Here is a 21,930-nt window from a genome sequence, read left to right on the forward strand (position 1 = left end):
CACGCCCCGGCTCAGCCGACCCAGACGTGGACCGCGGTGCCCTCGGGCAGGGCGGTCCCGGCGGCGGGGGACTGGTGCAGGACCCGGGACTCGCCCCGGCCGGAGAGCGGCAGCGGCAGGCGATGCACGCGGGCGTCCCAGCCGTCGTCCGCCAGCGTCGTGCCCGCCATCTCCGGATCCTGCCCGGTCACGTCCGGCACCGGGCGCACGGCGCGGCCTTCGGAGAGCACCACGCGGACCGCGGTGCCCGGCGTCGCCTGCTCGCCGGGGGCCGGGTGCTGCTCGATCACGGCCCCGGCCGGCACTGCGGGATCGGTGCGGCGCTCCGCGACCTCCACGGTGAATCGGGCGTCCCGGGCCACGCCGTGGGCCCGCCGGATCACGACGCCGGTCAGGTCCGGCACCGGCACCGGCGCGGGGCCGGCGGAGACGGTGAGCTCGACGGGGGTGCCGCGCCCCGCCGGCTCCCCGGCCGCGGGCGAGCTGGCGACGACCGTGCCCTCCGTGCGGAGTTCGTCGTGCCGGGCCGTGACCGCCGCGGTGAAACCCGCGGCGGTCAGCCGTTCCTCCGCCGCCTCCCGGGCCAGCCCGTCGAGGTCGGGGACCACCGCCACACCTCCGACTCCGAGGCCGCCGGAGCCCAGCGTCCAGCCCAGCAGCAGGGCGACGCCGGTGAGCAGCAGGGTCACGGCCGCGCCGATCGCGGCGGTCCGGCCGGTGCCCTGGCCGAGGTCGAGCGCGGGGCGGCGGGCCGCCCGACGCAGCCGCCGCTGGGAGCTGCGCCCCGGATGCCGGTCCGCCGGAGCGGGGTCGAGCCCGAGCGGGCCGATCGGCTCCGCCGGGCGCGCGGCGGGCCGCGGGTCGCCCCCGTGCGTCGCCACACGGGTGTCGATGACGTCGGTCATGTCCTCGTCGAGGGCGGACTCGGCCAGGGCGGGGAGCACGCGCGTCGCGTGGTGGTCGCCGGCGTCGAGGACCCGGGTCTCCAGGTTCCCGTCCGGGGCTGCGTCCTCGAGGCCATCGGCGGCGGGGTCGGCCGGCGCCGGGTCCGCGCCCGGGCCCTCGGCGGGGCTGCGGTCCGGTTCGTCGGGGTCCAGGCCCGCCGCCACGGCCTCGATGCGGTGCAGGAGCTCGCCGGCACCGGCGGGCCGGTCGACCGGGTCCGGCTCGGTGCACCACAGCACGAGGTCGTCGAGGTCCTCGGGGAGCCCGGGGTGCAGCGTGGACGGCACGGGGACCCGCTCGTGGACGTGTCGGTAGGCGACCTGCAGCGCGGTCGCCGCGGTGTACGGCTGGCGGCCCGTGAGCAGCTCGAACAGGATGATGCCCACGGCGTACACGTCGGAGCGGGCGTCGGCGGGCGCCCCGGCGATGTGCTCGGGGGCGAGGTAGGCGGGCGTGCCCACGACGGCCTGCCCGGCCATGGTGTGGGCCGTGGCGGCGCGGGACAGGCCGAAGTCCGCGACCGTCACCCGGCCGTCGTCGCGGACGAGCACGTTCTCGGGCTTCACGTCCCGGTGCACCAGCCCGGCGCGGTGCGCGGCGGCCAGGCCGTCGACGAGCGGACGCAGGAACCGCAGCGCCTCCCGGGGTGAGAGCGGGGCCCGGTCCCGGATGACGGTGCGCAGCGTGCGGCCGGGCACGTGCTCCATCACGAGGTAGGCCAGCACGTCGCCGTCCTCGGCCTCGGTGTGGCCCTGGTCCAGGACCGCGACGACGTGCGGATGGGACAGCCGCGCCGCCGTCTTGGCCTCCTGCTCGAATCGGCCGACGAGGACGGGGTCCTCCGCCAGGTGCGGGTGCATGACCTTGAGCGCCACCTGGCGGTCGAGACGCTCGTCCACGGCCAGGTAGACGGTGGACATGCCGCCCCGGGCCAGCCGCTCGACGACCCGGTAGCGGCCGTCGACGATGTCCCCCACGAGGGGGTCCCGGCGTGCGCTGCTCATCGTCCCAGGGTAGGACAGGCGGCGGACCCCCTCGGGGCGGTCCGCCGCCGGCGGATCAGAACATCGCCATCGCGGCGCGCACCTTGGCCACGTAGTCCCGTGCCTCCGGGTTCAGGCCGCTGTCCAGCACTCCGCCGAGGCCCTGGTAGTAGGCCCCGATGCCCTGGTCGAGGGTGGGGGTGCGGTCCTGCACGTACTTGATGAACGCGACGCCGGCCACCGCGTTGTCGTAGGGGTCCAGCAGGTTCAGCTCGCGGCCCACCAGCTCCGAGGCGAACTCGCCCGTGATCGGGATGACCTGCATCGCCCCCACGGCGTTGCCGGGGGAGACCGAGGCCATGCGGAAGCGGGACTCGGTGTACGCGTGGCCCAGGGCCAGGCGGGGGTCCACGCCCATCCGCTCGGCGGTCTCGCGGACGATCTGCTGCATCTGCTCGGGGGTGGGCTGCGGGACGGAGCGCAGCAGGCGCAGGTTCTCGTTCGCCGAGGCCGTCACGTGCGGCGCGTAGGTGCGCCCGAGGAAGGTGTCGCCGACCGCCTGGACGGCCGAGACCGGCTCCACCTCGAGGGTGCCGTCGGAGATCACGAGCACGTCGCCGGGATGCAGCGTCGAGGCCCGCGTCAGGCCGTTGAGCTCGCGCAGACGGGGGATGGAGACCTCGAACCGCTGGGAGATCCTCCAGAGGGAGTCGCCGGAGACCACGGTGTACCGGACCGTCCCGCCGGCCGCCGCCGGGGCCGTCGACGCCGGCGCGGAGGCCGGGGTCGTGGCCGGGGTGGTCGACGTGGGGGCCTTCGGCGCGGGGCCCGTGCGCTGCGTGGTCAGGACCATGCCCGGGTGGAGCATGCTCGACGCGCTCATGCCGTTGAAGCGCTGCAGCTGCTCGGCGGAGACGCCGGTGCGGCGGGCGATGATCCACCACCCGTCGTTCGGCTGCACCGTGTAGGTCCCGGCGGCCGGGGCCGGGGCCGCCGCGCCGGTCAAGCGGAGCTCGTCACCCGGGTAGAGCACGGTCTCCAGGCCCAGGCCGTTGAACCGCAGCAGGTCGGCGACGGAGACGCCGCGGGCGGCCGAGATCCGGGTGAGGGTATCGCCCGGGCGCACGGTGTGCACCGCCGCCTCCTGGGCGTGGGCCTGGGCGGGCAGACCGGTGAGCAGCAGCAGGGGCACCGCACCGCCGGTCAGGGCGGAGCGCAGTCGGCGGGAGCGGACGGGGGTGTGGGACACGGCAGACCTCGGCATCGGATCGGACGGATGGAACACGACGGGGAAGTGACGGGTGGGACCCATGGCCCCCGCGGTCGACCGACGACGTCGGCGCCCGGCCGTGGAGCCTCGGCGATGTTATCGGAATGTGATCTTCGTGACCGTACTGAGATCTATGCCGTCCGAGGCACGGCGGGCCGGGCCCGTCGGCGGCCGCGTAGGCTGGCGCCCGTGAGCACCACTTCCTCCGACACCCCGGTCCCCGCTGACGCGATCCCCGCCGAGCTCGACGCCCTCGTGGGCGAGTGGCTCTCCGTGCCCGACGTGGCGGAGCACCTCGACCAGCGCGTGACCCGCGTCCACAACCTCGTGCATGATCGCCGCCTGCTGGCCGTGCGTCGTCCCGAGCCCGCGGTGCGGTCCGTGCCGGCCCTGTTCCTCACCGAGACCGGCGTGCTCGACTCCCTGCAGGGCACGCTCGTGCTGCTGGCCGACGCCGGCTTCTCCGACGAGGAGGCCCTCCGTTGGCTGTTCACCGAGGACGAGTCGTTGCCCGGCCGGCCCATCGACGCGCTCCGGGACGGCCGGAAGACCGAGATCCGGCGTCGCGCCCAGGCCCTGGCCTGGTGAGCCGGCCCCGCGGGCGGCCTTAGCCCGCGGGGTCCGTGCCGCTCAGTGGCGGCGCGACGTGTAGGCGTCGATCAGCTGCGTGAGCTCGGCGCTGACGTCCTCGGGGACGCCGTGCGCGAGCAGGCCCGCCACGGCCCCGGCCGCCTCGTGCGAGAGCGCCGCGACCCGCTCTTCGACGGCCCGGCGCGCGCCGCACGCCTCGAGGACGCCCTGCCAGTGGGCCACCCGGTCCGCACCGAGGTCCGGGTCGCCGAGGTCCGCGTCGAGCGCGGCGGCCTCGTCCGGGGCGAGCAGCTCGACGGCGCGGGCGATGAGCACGGTCTGCTTGCCCTCCCGCAGGTCGTCGCCCGCGGGCTTGCCCGTGGTCGCCGGGTCGCCGAACACGCCGAGCAGATCGTCCCGGTACTGGAAGGCCACGCCGAACGGCAGCGACACCCGGGCGAACGCGGTCACCAGCCCGTCGTCCGCCCCCGCCAGCAGCCCCCCGAGGGCGAGCGGGTGCACCGCCGAATAGCGCGCCGACTTGTGCTCCACCACCGCCTCGGCGGCCGCCTCGGCCTCGCGGGCATCGCGCGCCGCCGGGGCCATCTCGGCCACCACGTCGAGGTACTGACCCGCCATCACGCCGAAGCGCATCCGCTCGAGCTCGGCCCGCGCCCGGTCCTCCCGGGGGGTGCCGGCGAGGACGCGCGCGAAGGCCGTCTCGCTCATCCCCAGGGCGACGTCGCCGGCGAGGATCGCGGCGGAGACGCCGAAGTGCTCCGCGGCGTGGCGCCAGCCCGCCTCCCGGTGGAGGGACTCGAAGCGGCGGTGCACGCTGGGCATCCCGCGGCGGGTGTCCGAGCGGTCCAGGATGTCGTCGTGGATCAGCGCCGCGGCCTGGAACAGCTCGAACGCCGCCCCCGCCTCGGCGATGCGGGGGTCCTCCGCCTCGCCACCGGCCGCCCGCCAGCCGAGCCAGGCCAGGACGGCGCGCAGGCGCTTGCCGCCCGCGGTCAGGTCCGCGATCGCGTCCACGAGGGGCGCGGTCAGCGGGTGGACGTCCCGGGCGAGGTCCCGGTGCTCCGCCAGCAGGCGGTCGAGGGCGTCGGCGACGGCGGCGCGGAAGCGGTCCTGGTCGGCGGGACGGGGGCGGGGGACGGCGACGTCGGCGGGCATGGCCCCACCCTAGCCGCGCCGCGCGACGGATCGCCCGTCCCGATAGGCTCGGTCCATGTCCGAGACCGCGCCCGCTGCACCCCGCGATGAGGCGACGATCCTCCACGTGGACATGGACGCGTTCTTCCTGTCCGTCGAGCTGCGCGAACGGCCCGACCTCGAGGGGCGTCCCGCCGCCGTCGCCGCCCCGAGCGGCCGGTCCGTGGTGCTCTCCGCCTCGTACGCGGCGCGGGCCTACGGGGTCCGCTCGGCGATGCCCCTGGCGCACGCCCGCGCCCTGTGCCCGCCCCTCGTGGTCATCCCGCCGCGCCAGCAGCTCTACCGGGCCGTCTCCGCCGAGGTGATGGCCGTGCTCGCGGACGTGACCCCCGTGATGGAGCAGCTCAGCGTGGACGAGGCGTTCCTCGACGTCGCCGGCGCCCGCCGCCGGCTCGGCCCGCCCGAGCACATCGGCCACCTGATCCGGGAGCGCGTCCGCTCCGCGCTGGGGCTGCCGTGCACCGTGGGCGGCTCGGCCGTGAAGTTCGTGGCCAAGACGGCGTCCACCGCGGCCAAGCCCGACGGCCTGCTGATCGTGCCGCCGCAGCGCACCCTGGACTTCCTCCATCCGCTGCCCGTGGGCCGGCTGTGGGGCGTGGGCCCCAAGGCGGCCGAGCGGCTCGCCCGGCGGGGGGTGGCGACCATCGGTGACCTCGCCCGGGTGGACCCCGCGCGGCTGGAGGCGTCGTTCGGGGCCGCCGGCCGGGAGTGGGCGTCGCTCGCCCGGGGCATCGACCCGCGCCCCGTCGCCCCGCGCCCGGCGGCCCGCAGCATCGGGGCGGACCACACCTTCGACGTCGACCCCGTCGACGTCGCGGGCGTCGACCCGGAGGTCCTGCGCCTGTGCCACCGGGTCGCGGCCCGGCTGCGTGCGGAGCAGGTCACCGCCGGCGCGGTCACAGTCCGCCTCAAGGCGCCGGACGGGTCGGTCCGCAGCCGCACCGCCCGCCTCGCCCGGCCGACCGCCACGGGCCACGACCTCCTCGGCCCGGCGCGGCGGCTCGTCCGCGAGCTGCACGCCGAACGGCCGCATCCGGTCCGGCTCGTGGGCGTGCGCGCCGAGCGCCTCGGGGACGAGGCCGATCAGCCCCCGGCCCAGGAGGCGCTCTTCGGCGGTCCCGCCTGGGGGACGGAGGGCGAGGCGTCGGAGGCGGGCGACTGGGCCGGTGCCGAGGCCGCCCTGGACGCCGTCGCCCGGCGCTTCCCGACGGCGGCCGTGCGGCCGGCGTCGCTGCTGGGTCGCCGCGAGGCCCGCGCCGACGCCCGCCGGGACGCGCCGCGGCCGGGCCCCGGAGGCCCGGACCGGGAGTGAGGGGTTCCGGGGCCGGCGACGTCGCCACCTGGCTGGGGTGGGGCGGCAGGTCCTATCCTGGAGGGCAAGTCGGACGCGCGGGCGTCCCCTCCCGGTCCCGGAGGTGTCGGAGGCCGCGTTCGAAGGAGTCGCCATGCCCCTCTCAGAGCATGAGCAGCGGATGCTGGACCAGCTGGAGCAGCAGCTGCGCACCGAGGACCCCCGGCTGGCCACCCAGATGGCGGACACGGGGCGGCATCGGCTGCCCGTGGGCCGCGTGGTGGCCGGGGCCGTCCTCGCAGTGGTCGGGCTGCTCGTCGTGGTCCTCGGGGTCGCCAACCACGCGATCCTCCTGGGCGTGCTCGGCGTCGTCGTCATCGGGGCAGGCATCTTCCTGCTGACCACGCGGCCGCGCGCCGTCGCCTCCGGGCCGGTGGCCCGACGGTCGGGCGCACCGCGGCGGCAGGGGGGTGGCGACTTCATGGGCCGCCTCGAGCGGCGCTGGGACGAGCGGCGCGCCCGAGGCGACTGAGCGCCTGGCCCGCCGGGCCCCCACCCTCCTCCACTCCAGGCCCCGATCCGCTCCGGATCGGGGCCTTTCCGCTGCCCGAGGCCCCGTCGTCGCCGCGGCCCTCCACCGGGGGCCCACCGGTCCTCCGCTTCCCTCCACGGCGACGCCGGCCCCGGGACCCGCGGGATGGTGCGCCGGACGCGGGGGGCCTCGACACGCCCGTGGCGCCGGGACCCGCGTTCCTGGGTTGATGGTGGAGGGAAGTGGGGTAATGTGGAGGGAAGGAGAGAGCATGGGTCCCGACCTTGGTCGGGAGGGACCGCTCGACGAGTCAGGGGGTGTGCCGTGTTCTTGGGCACGTACACCCCCCGGCTCGACGAGAAGTCCCGGCTGATCCTCCCCGCCAAGTTCCGCGAGGAGCTGGCGGAGGGGCTGGTCCTGACCCGGGGTCAGGAGCGCTGCATCTACGTGTTCGCCGCTCGTGAGTTCGAGCGGGTCCACGAGCAGATGAGGTCGGCTCCACTGTCCTCCCGCCAGGCCCGTGACTACATCCGCGTCTTCCTCTCGGGGGCGTCGGACGAGGTCCCGGACAAGCAGGGTCGGGTGACCGTGCCGGCGCCGCTGCGGCAGTACGCGGGGCTGGACCGGGACGTGACCGTGATCGGCGCGGGGACGCGAGTGGAGATCTGGGACTCGGAGTCCTGGAACACCTACCTCGCCGAGCAGGAAGCCGCCTTCTCCGAGACCGACGAGGACGTCCTGCCCGGCGTCTTCTGACCGTGACCACCCGACCTCGAGCGAGACCTCCAGCCGACGCCGCCGCACCTGACCCGTCTTCCCCTGGGCCAGGCGCGGCGGCGGACGGATGGGGATCCCGCCCGAGGTCCGCCAGGACCGCGATGTGAGCAGGAGGTCGAGAGTGGACGCAGGCCAGCCGCGCCCCGAGGACCGCCACCTGCCCGTGATGCGGGACCGCGTCGTCGACCTCCTCGCCCCCGCCGTCCAGGCCGCGCTCGAGGCCGGCCGCACGCCCGTCGCCGTCGACGGCACGCTGGGCATGGGCGGGCACACCGAGGCCCTGCTGACCCGGTTCCCCCACCTGCGCGTCATCGGCATCGACCGCGACGTCCACGCCCAGGCCATGGCCGCCGAGCGCCTCGGCCCCCTCGCCGACCGTCTGATCCCCTTCCACGGCACCTACGACCGGGTGCCCGAGGCCATGGCCGCCGCGGGCGTCACGAAGGTCGACGCCGCGCTCTACGACCTCGGCGTGTCCTCCTATCAGCTGGACGACCGGGAACGCGGCTTCGCCTACTCCTACGACGCTCCGCTGGACATGCGCATGGACGACACCGCCGAGCGCTCCGCCGCGACGCTCGTGGCGGAGCTGGACGAGCAGGAGCTGCGCCGCATCATCCGTCGCGACGGCGAGGAGCGCTTCGCCGGCCCCATCGCACGGGCCATCGTCCGAGCCCGCGACGAGGCCCCCATCGAGACCACCGGCCGCCTCGTCGAGGTGATCCGCTCGGCCGTCCCCGTCGCCGCGGGGGCCACCGGCGGGCACCCGGCCAAGCGCACCTTCCAGGCGCTGCGCATCGCCGTGAACGAGGAGCTCGACATCCTCGACGCCGCCGTGCCCGCCATCCTCGACGCCCTCCACGTGGGCGGCCGCCTCGTGGTGATGAGCTACCACTCCCTCGAGGACCGGATCACGAAGCGGCACCTGAGCGCGTGGGCCACGTCCACGGCGCCCCCGGGGTTCCCGGTGGTGCTGGAGGAGCACGAACCCGTGGTGCGGGTGCTCACCCGCGGCACCGAGAAGCCCACCGAAGAAGAAATCTCAGAGAACCGTCGCGCCTCCTCCGCGAAAGTGCGTGCGGTTGAGAAGATCAGGACGTCCAGGACCACGGCATGACGCTGCACGAGGAGATGAGCATGGCCGCACACGCACGGATCGCAGAGTCGCTGCGCCCCGGGTCGACCCCCGTCGCCCCCGCGCGGCCGGCTCCGCAGGAGCGCACGCCGCTCTCGGTGGTGCCCGCCCCGCTGCCCCGATCCCGCTCCGGCGTGACCGTGCTGTGCGTCCTCGTGGTGCTCGCCGCGCTCGCGGCGGTCCTCGTCATGAACATCACCATGTCCAACCGGCAGTACGCCCTCCTGGACCTGCGCCAGGAGCAGCAGGCCGTCACCGAGACCAATGAGCGGCTGGCCGAGCAGGTGGGCCACCTCGAGGCGCCGCAGAACCTGGCCGCGCGCGCCGACGCCCTCGGGATGGTCGCCCCCGCCGGCACCGCCTCCGTGGACGCGGGCACGGGCCAGTTCGGCGGCGAGGCCCAGGCGGCCCAGGACGGCGACATCTCCGCCACCTACGTCGCGCCGCCGGCGGACGCGGACGCGGTCCGCCAGGGGGCGTCCGACGACGGCCAGGACGAGATCGAGGGACCGCGCACCTTCAGCGGCGCGGACGCCTCCGCCGCCGCCGACCAGGACGCCGCCGACCGTTGATCGACCGTCCCGCCTCGCACCTTCCCCGCGGCGGATCGACGGTCGGGCCCGCTCCCGGGCACCCTGCCGTGCGCACCCGCATCCTGCTGCTGCTCGTCTTCGTCCTGCTCGGCGGGCTCGCGCTGCGGCTCGTCTACGTGCAGGGCATCGACCCCACGGGGCAGGCCGCGGCGGCCATGGATCAGCGCCTGACCCACCAGGAGACCCTGCCGCAACGCGGGTCCATCCTGGACCGTGACGGCGACGTGCTGGCCGCCAGCGTGCGCCGATACGACATCGTCGTGGACCAGCGCCTCGTCAAGGACTTCAACGAATGGGACCGCGAGGCCCGGGAGACCGTGCTCGTGGACGTGGACTCCCGCCTGGCCAGCCTGGCCGCGGTGCTCGGCATGACGGAGGAGGAGGTGCGCGAGGCCACCATCGGCTCCCGCCCGTACGCCGTGGTGCGTCGCTCCGTGACCCCGGAGGTCCGGGACAAGGCCATGGCGCTCAACGTGCCGGGCCTGCTCTCCGAGGCGGTGGACCGCCGCACCTACCCGAACGGGTCGGTCGCCGGCAGCATCATCGGCTTCATGGGCGGTGACGGCACCGCCCTCGAAGGCCTCGAGCTCAGCCAGGACGACGTCATGACCGGCACCCCGGGCACCCGCACGTTCGAGGTGGGCGCGGACGGCATCCGCATCCCCAACGCCCCGCTCGAGGAGGTTCCGGCCGTGGACGGCGCCGACCTGCGCCTGACCGTGGACAAGGACGCCCAGTGGTTCGCGCAGGAGACCCTCGGCGCCCTCGCCGCCGAGTACGACGCGGAGTGGGCGAACGCCGTCGTGATGGACGTGAAGACGGGCGACGTGATCGTCATGGCGGACTCCACCACGGTGGACCCCGCCGACCCCGACGCCACCGAGGGGAACTTCCGCACCTCCACCGTGATGAGCACGCCGTACGAGCCGGGCTCCACCGGCAAGGCACTGCCGATCGCGGCCGCCGTCGACGCCGGGAAGGTCACCGCCACGGACGGCTTCACCGTCCCCAGCAGCCAGGACTTCGACGGGCAGACCATCCGGGACTTCTCCCCGCACCCGACGTTCGACATGACCGCCGCGGGCATCTACGCGCGCTCCTACAACACGGGCACGGTGCAGATCGCCGAGAAGATCACGGACGAGCAGCGCTACGAGTACATGCGCTCCTTCGGGGTCGGCCAGCCCATCGACCTCGGCCTGCCGCAGCAGGCGGGCAGCGTCCTCGTCCCGCCCGAACAGTGGGACGGCCGCCAGCGCCTGACCACGGCCTTCGGCCAGGGCTACACCCAGACCACCCTGCACACCGCCCAGATGTACCAGGCCCTCGCCAACGGCGGCATGCTGATCCCGGCCCGGCTGATCGACGCCACGGTGGACGGCGACGGCGCGGAGAAGCGCTGGGAGTCGTCCGCCGAGCCCCACCGCGTGGTCTCCGAGGAGACGGCGGCGCAGATGCTCCGCATGATGGAGACCGTCGTGACGCAGGGCACCAGCAAGGCGGCCGCGATCCCCGGGTATCGCGTGGGCGGCAAGTCCTCCACCGCCGAGGCCGCGAGCGACACCGGCAAGTACGACGGCTACAACTTCGGCTTCACCGCCGTCGCCCCGCTCGACGACCCCCGCTTCGTGGTGTCCGTGTCCATGCATCGGCCGCCGTCGAAGCAGGGCTCCCGGGACGTGTCCATCGCGGCCGCCACGATCATGGAGTACATGCTCCGCCAGGCGGACGTGCCCGCCACCGGAGCCGAGCCGAACGACTACCGCGTCTTCGTGGACGATCCGCAGGACCGGCCGTGGTGACCCACGCCTCCAGCCCCGAGCACCCCAGGAGCACCCCCATGACCACCCCGAGCGACCCCCCTGCTCCGCTGACCCCGGCCCAGCAGGACGCCGCCTTCCGGCCCTCCGACACCCCCGCCACGCCCTGGCCCGTCCTCGCGCAGGCGCTGGCCGAGGCGGGGATCGCGGCCCATGTCCACGGCGCGGCCCCGGCCGACGGCGTCACGGGGGTCAGCCTCGACTCGCGTGTCGTGCGCCCGGGCGACCTCTACGTCGCCGTTCCGGGGGCGCACGCCCACGGTGCCGCGTTCGCGGCCACGGCGCTGGAGGCCGGCGCCGTCGGCGTCCTGACGGACGCGGCGGGCCGCGCGCTCCTGGCGGGGCAGGGCCTGGTCGACGCCCCGGTGCTCGAGGTCGACGCCGTGCGCACCGCCGCCGGCACCGTGGCGGCCCGCGTCTACGGCGGCGGGCGCGACGCCCGCCCGCGCCTGGTCGGCGTGACCGGCACCAACGGCAAGACCACCACGAGCTTCCTCGCCGCCGCCCTGCTCGAGGCCCTGGGGCGCCGGTCGGGCATCGTGGGCACGATCCTGATCCGCGCGGGGGAGCGGGAGGTCCCCTCCACGCTCACCACGCCCGAGGCCACCCAGCTGCACGCCCTCATGGCGCTCATGCGCGAGGAGGAGGTGGACACCGCCGTCATGGAGGTCTCCTCCCACGCCGTGGCGTACCAGCGGATCGCCGGCCTGCGCTACGCGGTGGCCGGGTTCACCAACCTGACCCAGGACCACCTGGACATGCACGGCTCGATGCAGGAGTACTTCGCGGCCAAGGCCGGTCTGTTCGACCCCGCCCGCACCGACCACGCCGTCATCACGCTCGACGGCGGCGAGGGGCCCCGCTGGGGCGTCGCCATGGCCCGGGCCGCCGGCGCTCCCGTCACCACGCTCGCCCTCGGGCCGGCCGCGCCGACGCCGGGCGCCCTGGCCGAGCACGACCCCGGCCTCCGGGCGGACTGGGAGGTCGCCGAGCTCGCGCCGGACGGCCTCGGCCACCGCTTCACGCTGCGCCACGCGGCCACGGGCCGGGAGCTGCGGGCCTCCGTCGGTCTGCCGGGCCGCTTCAACGTGGCCAACGCGGCCCTCGCGGTCCTGCTCGTGCTGCACGCCGTGGGGGAGGAGCACCTGGACGCGCTCGCCGCCGTCCTGGACGTGCCCGCGGGCGAGGGCCCGCTGGCCGCCGCCGTCCCGGGACGGATGGAGGTCGTGGGCCGCGAGCCGGACGCCGTCGTCGACTTCGCGCACAACCCGGACGGCATGGTCCAGGCGCTGCGCTCCCTCGCCGACGCCCGGGCGGCGGCCGGGACGCGCGGGCGCACCCTGATCGTGTTCGGCTCCGCCGGTGACCGTGACCGTGACAAGCGGCCCGTGATGGGCGCGATCGCGGCCCGGGCGGCGGATGTGGTGATCGTCACCGACGACACCCCCCACACGGAGGACCCGGCCCCGATCCGTGCCCACATCCTCGCCGGCGCCCGCGCCGAGGCCGACCGCATCGCGCGGGAGGAGCGCCGCACGGTCGTGATCGAGGAGGTGGCCGACCGTGCCGCGGCCATCCGCCGCGCCGTGGAGCTGGCGGGGCCGCAGGACGGCATCCTCCTGGCCGGCCGCGGACACGAGACCACGATGGACTACGACGGCGAGCTCGTCCCGCTGGACGATCGGGTGGCCCTCCGCGAGGCCCTGGCCGCCCGTGTCGCGGCGGCCTCCGCCTCGGGCTCCGGCCCCGCCCGCGAGGGTAAGGTCATCGAGTCATGATCGCTCTCACCGCAGCCCAGATCGCCGAGGCCGTGTCCGGCACGCTCTCGGCCACCCTCGACCCCGCCGCCGTGCTGGTGCACGTCACCCCCGACTCGCGGGAGGTCACCGCCGAGGGCACGCTCTACGTGGCGAAGCCGGGGGAGCGCGCCGACGGCCACGACTTCATCGACGCCGCGCTGGGCGCCGGCGCCGCCGCCGTGCTCGCCGAGCGCGCCACGCACGCCCCCGACGGCGCCGCGCACCCGGCGATCATCGTGGAGGACGCCGTGCTCGCGATGGGCGCGCTCGCCCGGGAGGTCGTGCGCCGCGTCCGGGAGCACTCCCCGACCACCGTCATCGGCATCACCGGCTCGGCCGGCAAGACCACCACGAAGGACCTGCTCGCCGCCCTGCTGGCCACCCAGGGCCCCACCGTCGCACCGGTCGGCTCGTACAACGGCGAGGTCGGCGTGCCGCTCACGGTGTTCCGGGCGGAGCCGGACACGCGCTTCCTCGTGGTCGAGATGGGCGCGGACCACGTCGGCAACATCGCGTACCTCTGCGACATCGTGCGCCCGGACATCGGCGTCGTGCTCATGGTGGGCACCGCCCATGCGGGCAGCTTCGGCGGCGTGGCGAACATCGCGCGCACCAAGGGCGAGCTCGTGGAGGCCCTCGGCCCCGAGGGCGTCGCCGTCCTCAACCTCGACGACGAGCGTGTCGCCGGCATGGCGGCGCGGACCGCCGCCCCGATCACCTGGTTCACCGCGGACGAGCGGGGCGTCGCCCGCGCGGCCGAGGACGTGTCCGCCGGCCGCGCGTCAGGCCTCGTCGCCGCACGGGACGTGCGCGCCGACGACCAGGAGCGCCCCGTCTTCGACCTGCAGGTCGGGACGGATGGGGCCGCCGTGCGGCATCCGGTCGCCTCCGGACTGACCGGCCTGCACCACGTGCACAACGTGCTGGCCGCCGCGGCGGCCGCCCACGCCGCCGGCATGGACCCGGCCGAGATCGCCCGTGGTCTCGACGGGCTCGGGCCCGCCAGCCGCTTCCGGATGGAGCGCACCGACCGCGCGGACGGCGTCACGATCATCAACGACGCGTACAACGCCAACCCCGAGTCCATGCGCGCCGCGCTGCGGACGCTGGCCACCCTCGGCCGCTCCAGCGGCCGCCGCACCTGGGCCGTCCTGGGGGAGATGCTCGAACTCGGCGATGCCCGCGTCCGTGAGCACACCCTCGTGGGCGAGTCCGTGGTGCGCCTGAACATCGCCCAGCTGCTGGTGGTGGGCGCCGGGGCCCGGCCGCTCTACATCGGCGCCCTCAACGAGGGCAGCTGGGGCGAGGAGGCGCACTTCGTCGACGACGCCGCGCAGGCCGAGGCGTTCCTCGCCGAGCACCTGCGCCCCGGCGACCTCGTCCTCGTCAAGTCCTCCAACGGCGTCGGGCTCGCGGCCCTCGGCGAGCGCCTCGCCACGGCCGACGCCGTCGCCGCCCCCTCCGCCTCCCCGAAGGAGTCCCGACCGTGATCGGACTGCTCATCGGCGGCGTGCTCGGCCTGGTCCTCTCGGCCGCCGGCACCCCGCTGTTCATCCGGTTCCTCGTCAAGCGCGGATACGGCCAGTTCGTCCGCGACGACGGCCCGACCACCCACAAGACCAAGCGCGGCACGCCCACGATGGGCGGCGCGGTCATCATCGGGTCCCTCGTGCTGGCGTATCTGATCACCCACGGGCTGCTCGCGGTGCTCGGCGTCGACTTCGGCGGGCCCACGGCCTCCGGCCTCATCCTGTTGCTGCTCACCGTGGGCATGGCCTTCGTCGGGTTCGTGGACGACTTCACGAAGATCACGAAGCAGCGCTCGCTCGGCCTGACGCCGCGCGGCAAGATCATCCTCCAGGCCCTGATCGGCACCGCCTTCGCCGTCCTCGCCCTGAACTTCCCGGACGAGCGGGGCCTGACCCCCGCCTCGACGGCGATCTCCTTCGCCCGGGACGTCCCGTGGCTCGACCTGGCCTTCGCCGGACCCGCGATCGGCGTCATCCTGTTCGTGATCTGGTCGAACCTCATCACCACCGCCACCACGAACGCCGTGAACCTCACGGACGGCCTCGACGGGCTCGCCACGGGCGCCACCGCCATGATCACGGGCGCCTACGTCCTGATGTCGCTCTTCCAGGCGAGCCAGTCGTGCGCGCTCGAGGGCACACGCGGCTGCTACGAGGTCCGCGACCCCATGGACCTCGCCCTGCTCGCGGCGATCCTCACGGGCAGCCTGCTGGGCTTCCTCTGGTGGAACACCTCCCCGGCCAAGATCTTCATGGGGGACACCGGCTCCCTGGGCCTGGGCGGCGCCCTGGCCGGCTTCGCGATCTTCACGCGCACCGAGATCCTGGTGGCCGTGCTGGCCGGCCTCATGGTCGCGATCACCCTCTCCGTCATCATCCAGGTGGGCTGGTTCAAGGTCTCCGGCGGCAAGCGCGTGTTCCTCATGGCGCCGCTGCAGCACCACTTCGAGCTCAAGGGCTGGGCCGAGGTGACCGTCGTGGTCCGCTTCTGGCTGCTGTCCCTGATGTGCGTCACCGTGGGGCTCGCGATCTTCTACGGCGACTGGCTCATCCGCCAGGGCGGCCTCGCGGGGGTGACCCCGTGACCGGCCCCGCGTCCGACGCCGCGCCCGCACCGGTGCGCCGGCCCCGCGCCGACACCGCCCGCACCGCCGACCTCACGTCCTGGGACGCCCCGGGGTGGGCCGGCCTGCGCGTCGTCGTCACGGGCCTGGGCGTCACCGGCTTCTCCGTGGCCGACACCCTGGCCGAGCTGGGCGCCGCCGTCGTGGTGGTGGACGGCGACGACGGCCCCGAGAACCGGGCGCGCGCCGAGACCCTGCGGATCGTGGGGGTCCGCGAGGTCCTGCTCGACCGGGCGGCCACGCAGGCGCTGCCCGAGGTCGACGGCGCCGCCGCGGACCTCGTCGTGACCTCCCCGGGCTGGCGTCCGGACCAGCCGCTGCTGATGGCCGCCCACGCGGCGGGCCTGCCGATCTGGTCCGACGTCGAGCTGGCCTGGCGGCTGCGCGAGCGCGCCGGCCGGAAGACCGCCGACTGGGTGTGCCTGACGGGCACGAACGGCAAGACGACCACCGTGACGATGGTCGAGGCCATCCTGCGGGCGGACGGCCGTCGGGCGGTGGCCTGCGGCAACGTCGGCACCCCCGTGCTCGACGCGATCCGCGACCCGGAGGGCTTCGACGTGCTCGCCCTCGAGCTCTCCAGCTTCCAGCTGCACTGGACGCACGGACTGGCGCCGGCGTCATCGGCGGTGCTGAACCTGGCCGAGGACCACGTGGACTGGCACGGCTCGATGGACGAGTACGCCGCCGCCAAGGGCAAGGTGTATGCGAACACGCGGGTGGCCTGCGTGTTCAACGAGCAGGACCCGCTGACCCGCACCCTCGTGGAACGCGCGGACGTCCAGGAGGGCTGCCGCGCGATCGGCTTCACCACGGACACCCCGGGCCTGTCCGACATCGGCGTCGTGGACGGGATCCTCGTGGACCGTGCGTTCCTGGACAACCGGCGTCACGAGGCGATCGCCCTGGCCGAGCGCGCCGACCTGGGCCCGGTGGCGCCGCGCCACACCATGGCCAACGCGGCCGCCGCGGCGGCGCTGACCCGGGCCGTCGGGGTGAGCCCCGCGGCCGTGGCCGAGGGCCTGCGCGCCTACGACCGCGGCGAGCACCGCATCCAGCTCGTGGCCACCTCCCGCGACGTCATGTGGGTCAACGACTCCAAGGCGACGAACCCGCACGCCGCGGACGCGTCGCTGGCGGCGTTCAGCTCCGTGGTGTGGCTGGCCGGCGGCCTGCCCAAGGGCGTGACCTATCACGAGCTGGTGGCCGCGCACGCCGACCGGCTCCGCGCGGTGGTGCTCCTGGGCAGGGACACCTCGGCCCTGCGCGCGGCCCTGGCCGCGCACGCCCCCGAGGTCCCCGTCCACGCCCCCCTCACCGCGGCCGACGGCACCGGCCCCGCCGACGGTGCGGCCGTGATGGCCGAGGCGGTGCGCGTGGCCGACGGCCTGGCCCGCCCCGGCGACACCGTGCTCATGGCGCCCGCCGCGGCGTCGATGGACCAGTTCCGCTCCTACGCGGCCCGCGGCGAGGCGTTCATCGAGGCCGTCGCCGGGCTGATGCGCGAGCACGGCTGGGACGTGCACGACGACGCCGCGCCCGACGCCGACTGACCCGCCGCCCACCCGACCGTCTCGCTTCCCCCGTGAGGAGGGCCATGTCCCCGATCGAGCTCCGCCCGGTGCGCTCCGGCGCGGACGACGACGCCCCCGAGCACCGGGAGCGGCTCCTGCGCCGGATGTGGCGGGTCCTCGAGGGTCGCCGCGCCCTCGACCTGTCGGTCCTGCTCATCAGCGGCTGCACCGCCCTGCTCACGGTGCTGGGCCTCGTGATGGTGCTCTCCTCGTCCTCCGTCGAGGCGATCGGCACCGGCGGCGGCTCGTACGCTCTGTTCCTGCGCCAGACCGCCTGGGCGGTGGCGGGCGTGGCGGCCCTGCTCGTGTTCTCGCGCCTGCCGGTGCGCGTCTTCAAGGCGCTCGCCTGGCCGGCGTTCGGCGTGGCCGTGATCCTGCTCGCGCTGGTCGCGTTTTCCCCGCTCGGGGTCACCGTGGGCGGCAATCGCAACTGGCTCGGCATCGGCGGGTTCCGGATGCAGCCCTCCGAGGCCGCCAAGCTCGCCCTGGCCCTGTGGGCGGCGGCGGTCCTGGAGCGCAAGCACCGCCTTGTCACCCAGGTGCGGCACGCGCTGATCCCGGTGCTGCCCGGCGGCCTGTTGCTGCTGGTCCTGGTGATGGCGGGCAGCGACCTCGGGACCGCGATCATCCTCGCGCTCGTGCTGGCCACGGTGCTGTACGTGGCCGGCACCCACTGGGGGGTCTTCCTCACCTTCCTGGCGCTGAGCGTGCTGAGCATCCTGGCCCTGACCCTCCTCGCCCCGCACCGCATGGTCCGGGTGCAGGCCTGGCTGGGGGACTGCTCCGACGCCACCGACCCCTGCTTCCAGCCGGCGCACGGGATGTACGCCCTGGCCTCGGGCGGCTGGTGGGGCGCGGGCCTCGGCCAGTCCCGCCAGAAGTGGAGCTACATCCCGGAGGCCGAGAACGACTTCATCTTCACCATCCTCGGCGAGGAGCTCGGGCTCGTGGGCACGCTGGTGGTGCTGCTGGCCTACCTCGGCCTGGCGATCGGCATCTACCGCGTCGCCGCCGGGACCACGTCCACGTTCATCCGCCTGTCCACGTGGGGGATCCTGGCCTGGCTGGTGGGCCAGGCGTCCGTCAACATCGCGATGGTCTCCGGGATCATCCCCGTGGTGGGCGTCCCGCTGCCCTTCATCTCCTATGGTGGTTCCGCGCTCACCCTGTCCTTGAGCGCGGTCGGCATCGTGCTGGCCTTCGCCCGCCACGAGCGTCGCCGTGCCGCGCAGCCGGACGCCCGCCCGCAGGCGGAGGAGCCGGACACCGACCCCCTCCCCGTGATCCCCACCCCCGTCCTCCAGGAGCCCCGATGACGCAGACCTCTCATCCCTCCGGACCCCTGCGGGTGGTGCTGGCCGGCGGCGGCACCGCCGGCCACATCTCCCCGATGCTCGCGATCGCCCGCGCCCTGGAGGATGACGGCGGCGGCCCCGTCGAGTGCACCATGGTCGGCACCGCCTCCGGCATGGAGACGCGTCTCGTCCCCGAGGCGGGCTACGAGCTCGACCTGATCGACCGGGTCCCGATGCCGCGCCGCCCGTCGATGGACGTCGTCCGCTTCCCGGCCCGCATGCGCGCCGCGGTCGCCACGGCGGCCCGGATCCTGCGGGACCGGCGCGCCGACGTCGTCGTGGGCGTGGGCGGCTACGTCGCCACCCCCGTGTACCTCGCCGCGTTCCGGGCCGGTGTGCCCGTGGTGGTCCACGAGGCCAACGCCCGCCCCGGCCTGGCCAACCGCATCGGCGCCCTGCGGGCCACGCACGTCGGCACCGCCCTGCCGGACACCCGCCTCCGCGGCGCCCGCTGGGTGGGCATGCCGATGCGCCCCGAGATCTCCGGCCTGGACCGGGCGGCCGCCGGCCGTGCCGCCCGTGAGGCCCTCGGCCTCGACCCGGACCGGACCACCGTCGTGGTGACCGGCGGCAGCTCGGGTGCGCTGGCCGTGAACCGCACCGTGCGCGCCGCGCTGGGCGACCTCCTCGACGCCGGTCTGCAGGTCTTCCACCTGACCGGGCGGGACAAGGCCCTCACCGAGGACGACGGCAGCCTCCTGGTCCGGGACGGCTACGTCCAGCGGGAGTACCTGGCGGGCATGGAGCAGGCCTACGCCGCCGCCGACCTGATCGTCGCCCGCTCGGGCGCCGGCACGGTCTGCGAGGTGTCCGCGGTCGGCCTGCCCGCCGTCTACGTCCCCCTGCCCATCGGCAACGGCGAGCAGGCGCTCAACGCCCGCCCCGTGGTGGAGGCGGAGGGTGCGCTGCTCGTCCGCGACGACGCCTTCGGGCGCGCGTGGGTGCAGCGTCAGCTGATCCCGCTGGCGACCGACCCCGAGCGTCTGGCGCGCATGGGGGAGGCGGCCGCCCGCTTCGGCGTCCGGGACGCGGACGTCACCATGGCCGGCCTCGTGCGCTCGGCCGCCCAGGAAGGAGCCCGGCGATGAGCCGCGACGAGAGCACCCGTCCCGCGGCCGAGGGCCGCTTCGCCGACCTGGGCCGCGTGCACCTGCTGGGGATCGGCGGCGTGGGCGTGTCGGGGGTCGCCCGCATCCTCCAGGAGCAGGGCGTCGCGGTGTCCGGCTCCGACGCGAAGGACCTGCCCGTAATGCGCGAGCTCGCCGCGGGCGGCGCCCGGATCACGGTCGGCTACGACGCCGCGCACCTCGGCCGGGACGTCACCACGGTGATCGCCTCCTCGATCGCCGGGCCGGGCAACCCGGAGCACGACGCCGCCGTGGCACGCGGACTGCGCGTGCTGCACCGTTCCGAGGGCCTCGCCCTGGCCATGCGCGGCCACCGGGTGCTGGCCGTCGCCGGCACGCACGGGAAGACCACCACGTCCTCCATGGCCGCCATGGCCTTCTCCGACGCCGGCTGGGACCCCACGTTCGCCGTCGGCGCCGCCGTCGCCGGGCTCGGCACCAACGCCCGGGCGGGCCGGGGCGAGTGGTTCATCGCGGAGGCCGACGAGTCCGACGGCACCCTGGTGAACTACCCGAGCACGATCGGGATCGTCACGACCGTGGAGGCCGACCACCTGGACCACTACGGGACCGAGGAGGCGGTGCACCAGGTCTTCCGGGACTTCGCGGGCGGGCTGCCAGCCGCCGCCCAGGGCGGGGTCCTCGTGGCCTGCCTCGACGACGCCGGCGCGGCGGAGCTCGCCGCGTGGGCCCGTGACAACGCGGCCGCCGACGTCGTGACCTACGGCACGGCGCCCCGCGACGGCGTGGTGCCGGACCTGCTGGTCACCGACCTCGCGGTGGAGCCGGGCGAGACCGGAGTGGGCCAGCGCGCCACGTTCCGGATGGCGGACGGGCCGGAGCGCACCCTGCACCTGCAGGTGCCCGGCCGGCACAACGCGCTGAACGCCGCCGCCGTGGTCCTGGCCGCCGTCCGGGCGGGCATGGCCTTCGAGGCCGCCGTGCGGGGCGTCGAGGCCTTCCGGGGCACGGCCCGCCGATTCGAGTTCCGTGGCGCCGCGCGCGGCGTGCGGGTCTTCGACGACTACGCGCACCATCCCACGGAGGTGGCCGCCGCGGTCTCCGCCGGCCGTGCCGTGGCCGGTGACGCCCGCGTGCACGTCCTGTTCCAGCCCCACCTGTTCTCCCGCACCCGGGACTTCGCCGCCGAGTTCGCCGCCGCCCTCTCCGGGGCGGACGTGGTGCGCGTGCTGCCCGTGTACGCGGCCCGGGAGGAGCCGATGCCCGGCGTCGACTCGTCCCTCATCGCCTCCCGCCTCACCACGGGTGCCGCCGAGGACCGTGTCGTCGCCGAGGACCGCGCCGAGGCGGTGCGCTCGCTCGCGGCGGGCGCCACGGCCGGCGACGTCGTCCTGACGATGGGCGCGGGGGACGTCACCGCCCTGGGTCCGGACCTGCTGGCCGAGCTCGGCCGGGACGCGGCGCCCGGCGTCGCCCACCCGTGAGGCGCGGCCGCGGGACGCCGCCGCCGGCCGGAACCGACGCCTCCACCGTCGTCCAGTTCCCGGGCCGCACCGCGCGCCGGCGCCGCGCCACCCGCTGGGGTGTGGCGGCCGCGGTGCTCGCGGTGCTGGGCGCCCTGGGCTCGGTCGTGTTCTTCTCGCCCGTGCTCGCGGTGGACCGCGTCGAGGTCACCGGCACCCGCCACGTCTCCGCCACCGACGTCCAGGAGCGCCTGGAGCCCGTGTACGGCGTGCCGCTGTCCCGCGTCGGCGCCGGCCGCGTGCGCGAGCTGGTCGGCGGTCTGCCCGGGGTGGCCGAGGTCCAGACCGTGCCCCGCCTGCCCACCGGCCTGGAGGTCGTGGTCCGGGAGCACGAGGCGCGGGCCCGGCGGGACGGCGACGACGGCGTGCAGCTGCTGCTCGCGGACGGCACCGTCCTGACGGGAGTGCCGGAGGAGCGGCTCGAGGGGGAGGACCTCCCCGCGTTCTCGGAGGAGCTGGCGCACCGGGCGCAGGAGGAGCGCGCCGAGGTGGCCGAGGTGCTGGCCGCGCTGCCGGAGTCCGTGGCCGATCGTGTCGAGACCGCGGACTCTCGGGGCCCGGGCCAGGTCCGTCTGGCGCTCGAGGGCGGGGTGACCCTGGTCTGGGGCGACGCGCAGGACGCCGGTCTCAAGGGGTCCGTGGCCGAGGCGTTCCTGGCGGACGAGCGGCACGGATCCGCGGCGGGCGGCGTCGCCGAGATCGACGTCTCCGTGCCCACGCGGCCGATCACGCGCTGAACCGGGGCCACAGGAGTCTCCAGTAGAACGTGAAGGTGAAGGTCGGGGCGCGGGACCTCGTGCGAGTCGG

18 protein-coding genes are annotated in these 21,930 nt (G+C 75.4%); 15 read left to right on the forward strand and 3 right to left on the reverse strand.

From position 1 onward, the window contains the following. Positions 1-11: 11 nt before the first annotated feature. Both pknB and NR073_RS02850 read right to left on the reverse strand, forming a co-directional pair. Entirely contained in the window at positions 12-1,949 is a 1,938-nt protein-coding gene (pknB, locus tag NR073_RS02845; protein ID WP_256748599.1) for a Stk1 family PASTA domain-containing Ser/Thr kinase, read from the reverse strand. A gap of 55 nt (positions 1,950-2,004) precedes the next feature. Next, entirely contained in the window at positions 2,005-3,177 is a 1,173-nt protein-coding gene (locus tag NR073_RS02850) for a LysM peptidoglycan-binding domain-containing protein (protein ID WP_145031543.1), read from the reverse strand. 210 nt (positions 3,178-3,387) lie between these two features. Here NR073_RS02850 and NR073_RS02855 point away from each other — a divergent pair, with 210 nt between their 5' ends. Then, positions 3,388-3,786 (forward strand): Rv2175c family DNA-binding protein, encoded by a 399-nt coding sequence (locus NR073_RS02855; protein ID WP_044659490.1) that lies wholly within the window; start codon positions 3,388-3,390, stop codon positions 3,784-3,786. A gap of 42 nt (positions 3,787-3,828) precedes the next feature. Here NR073_RS02855 and NR073_RS02860 read toward each other — a convergent pair whose 3' ends face one another. Beyond that, positions 3,829-4,944, reverse strand: a complete 1,116-nt coding sequence (locus tag NR073_RS02860) for a polyprenyl synthetase family protein (RefSeq protein ID WP_145031545.1) — start codon at positions 4,942-4,944, stop codon at positions 3,829-3,831. 55 nt (positions 4,945-4,999) lie between these two features. On the opposite strand from NR073_RS02860, the gene dinB reads away from it, so the two are divergent. From dinB to NR073_RS02930, 14 genes are all read left to right on the forward strand, one after another. Further along, positions 5,000-6,295 carry a DNA polymerase IV gene (gene dinB / locus NR073_RS02865; protein ID WP_101962596.1) on the forward strand — a complete coding sequence of 432 codons (1,296 nt, stop codon included), beginning with the start codon at positions 5,000-5,002 and terminating at the stop codon, positions 6,293-6,295. Positions 6,296-6,428: 133 nt separating this feature from the next. Further along, complete coding sequence (locus NR073_RS02870) at positions 6,429-6,806, forward strand: DUF3040 domain-containing protein (protein WP_145031548.1); 378 nt, start codon at positions 6,429-6,431, stop codon at positions 6,804-6,806. Between the two features lie 324 nt (positions 6,807-7,130). Continuing rightward, positions 7,131-7,562, forward strand: coding sequence for a division/cell wall cluster transcriptional repressor MraZ (gene mraZ, locus NR073_RS02875; RefSeq protein WP_145031551.1), 432 nt, complete (start codon positions 7,131-7,133; stop codon positions 7,560-7,562). Positions 7,563-7,704: 142 nt separating this feature from the next. After that, positions 7,705-8,700: a 16S rRNA (cytosine(1402)-N(4))-methyltransferase RsmH gene (gene rsmH, locus NR073_RS02880; protein WP_036334283.1), complete on the forward strand. Its 996-nt coding sequence runs from the start codon at positions 7,705-7,707 to the stop codon at positions 8,698-8,700. A gap of 20 nt (positions 8,701-8,720) precedes the next feature. After that, positions 8,721-9,290 (forward strand): hypothetical protein, encoded by a 570-nt coding sequence (locus NR073_RS02885; protein ID WP_223246409.1) that lies wholly within the window; start codon positions 8,721-8,723, stop codon positions 9,288-9,290. Between the two features lie 68 nt (positions 9,291-9,358). Then, positions 9,359-11,113 carry a penicillin-binding protein 2 gene (locus NR073_RS02890; protein WP_256748600.1) on the forward strand — a complete coding sequence of 585 codons (1,755 nt, stop codon included), beginning with the start codon at positions 9,359-9,361 and terminating at the stop codon, positions 11,111-11,113. A 38-nt stretch (positions 11,114-11,151) separates the two neighbouring features. Further along, positions 11,152-12,909: a Mur ligase family protein gene (locus NR073_RS02895; protein ID WP_256748601.1), complete on the forward strand. Its 1,758-nt coding sequence runs from the start codon at positions 11,152-11,154 to the stop codon at positions 12,907-12,909. After that, positions 12,906-14,420, forward strand: coding sequence for a UDP-N-acetylmuramoyl-tripeptide--D-alanyl-D-alanine ligase (gene murF, locus NR073_RS02900; protein WP_256748602.1), 1,515 nt, complete (start codon positions 12,906-12,908; stop codon positions 14,418-14,420). Before NR073_RS02895 ends, murF begins: the two co-directional genes overlap by 4 nt. Further along, positions 14,417-15,544, forward strand: coding sequence for a phospho-N-acetylmuramoyl-pentapeptide-transferase (mraY, locus tag NR073_RS02905; RefSeq protein ID WP_060973595.1), 1,128 nt, complete (start codon positions 14,417-14,419; stop codon positions 15,542-15,544). Before murF ends, mraY begins: the two co-directional genes overlap by 4 nt. Continuing rightward, positions 15,541-17,136 carry a UDP-N-acetylmuramoyl-L-alanine--D-glutamate ligase gene (gene murD, locus NR073_RS02910; protein ID WP_060973594.1) on the forward strand — a complete coding sequence of 532 codons (1,596 nt, stop codon included), beginning with the start codon at positions 15,541-15,543 and terminating at the stop codon, positions 17,134-17,136. The genes mraY and murD overlap by 4 nt, the downstream gene beginning before the upstream one ends. 44 nt (positions 17,137-17,180) lie before the next feature. Next, positions 17,181-18,473, forward strand: coding sequence for a putative lipid II flippase FtsW (gene ftsW / locus NR073_RS02915; protein ID WP_044659504.1), 1,293 nt, complete (start codon positions 17,181-17,183; stop codon positions 18,471-18,473). Next, complete coding sequence (gene murG, locus NR073_RS02920; protein ID WP_041102719.1) at positions 18,470-19,600, forward strand: undecaprenyldiphospho-muramoylpentapeptide beta-N-acetylglucosaminyltransferase; 1,131 nt, start codon at positions 18,470-18,472, stop codon at positions 19,598-19,600. The genes ftsW and murG overlap by 4 nt, the downstream gene beginning before the upstream one ends. Beyond that, positions 19,597-21,084, forward strand: a complete 1,488-nt coding sequence (gene murC / locus NR073_RS02925) for a UDP-N-acetylmuramate--L-alanine ligase (RefSeq protein WP_060974016.1) — start codon at positions 19,597-19,599, stop codon at positions 21,082-21,084. The genes murG and murC overlap by 4 nt, the downstream gene beginning before the upstream one ends. After that, complete coding sequence (locus tag NR073_RS02930) at positions 21,081-21,860, forward strand: cell division protein FtsQ/DivIB (RefSeq protein WP_233437070.1); 780 nt, start codon at positions 21,081-21,083, stop codon at positions 21,858-21,860. Before murC ends, NR073_RS02930 begins: the two co-directional genes overlap by 4 nt. Positions 21,861-21,930: the final 70 nt, after the last annotated feature.

Source organism: Micrococcus sp. Mcc28 (assembly GCF_024519775.1).
Classification (GTDB): domain Bacteria; phylum Actinomycetota; class Actinomycetes; order Actinomycetales; family Micrococcaceae; genus Micrococcus; species Micrococcus luteus.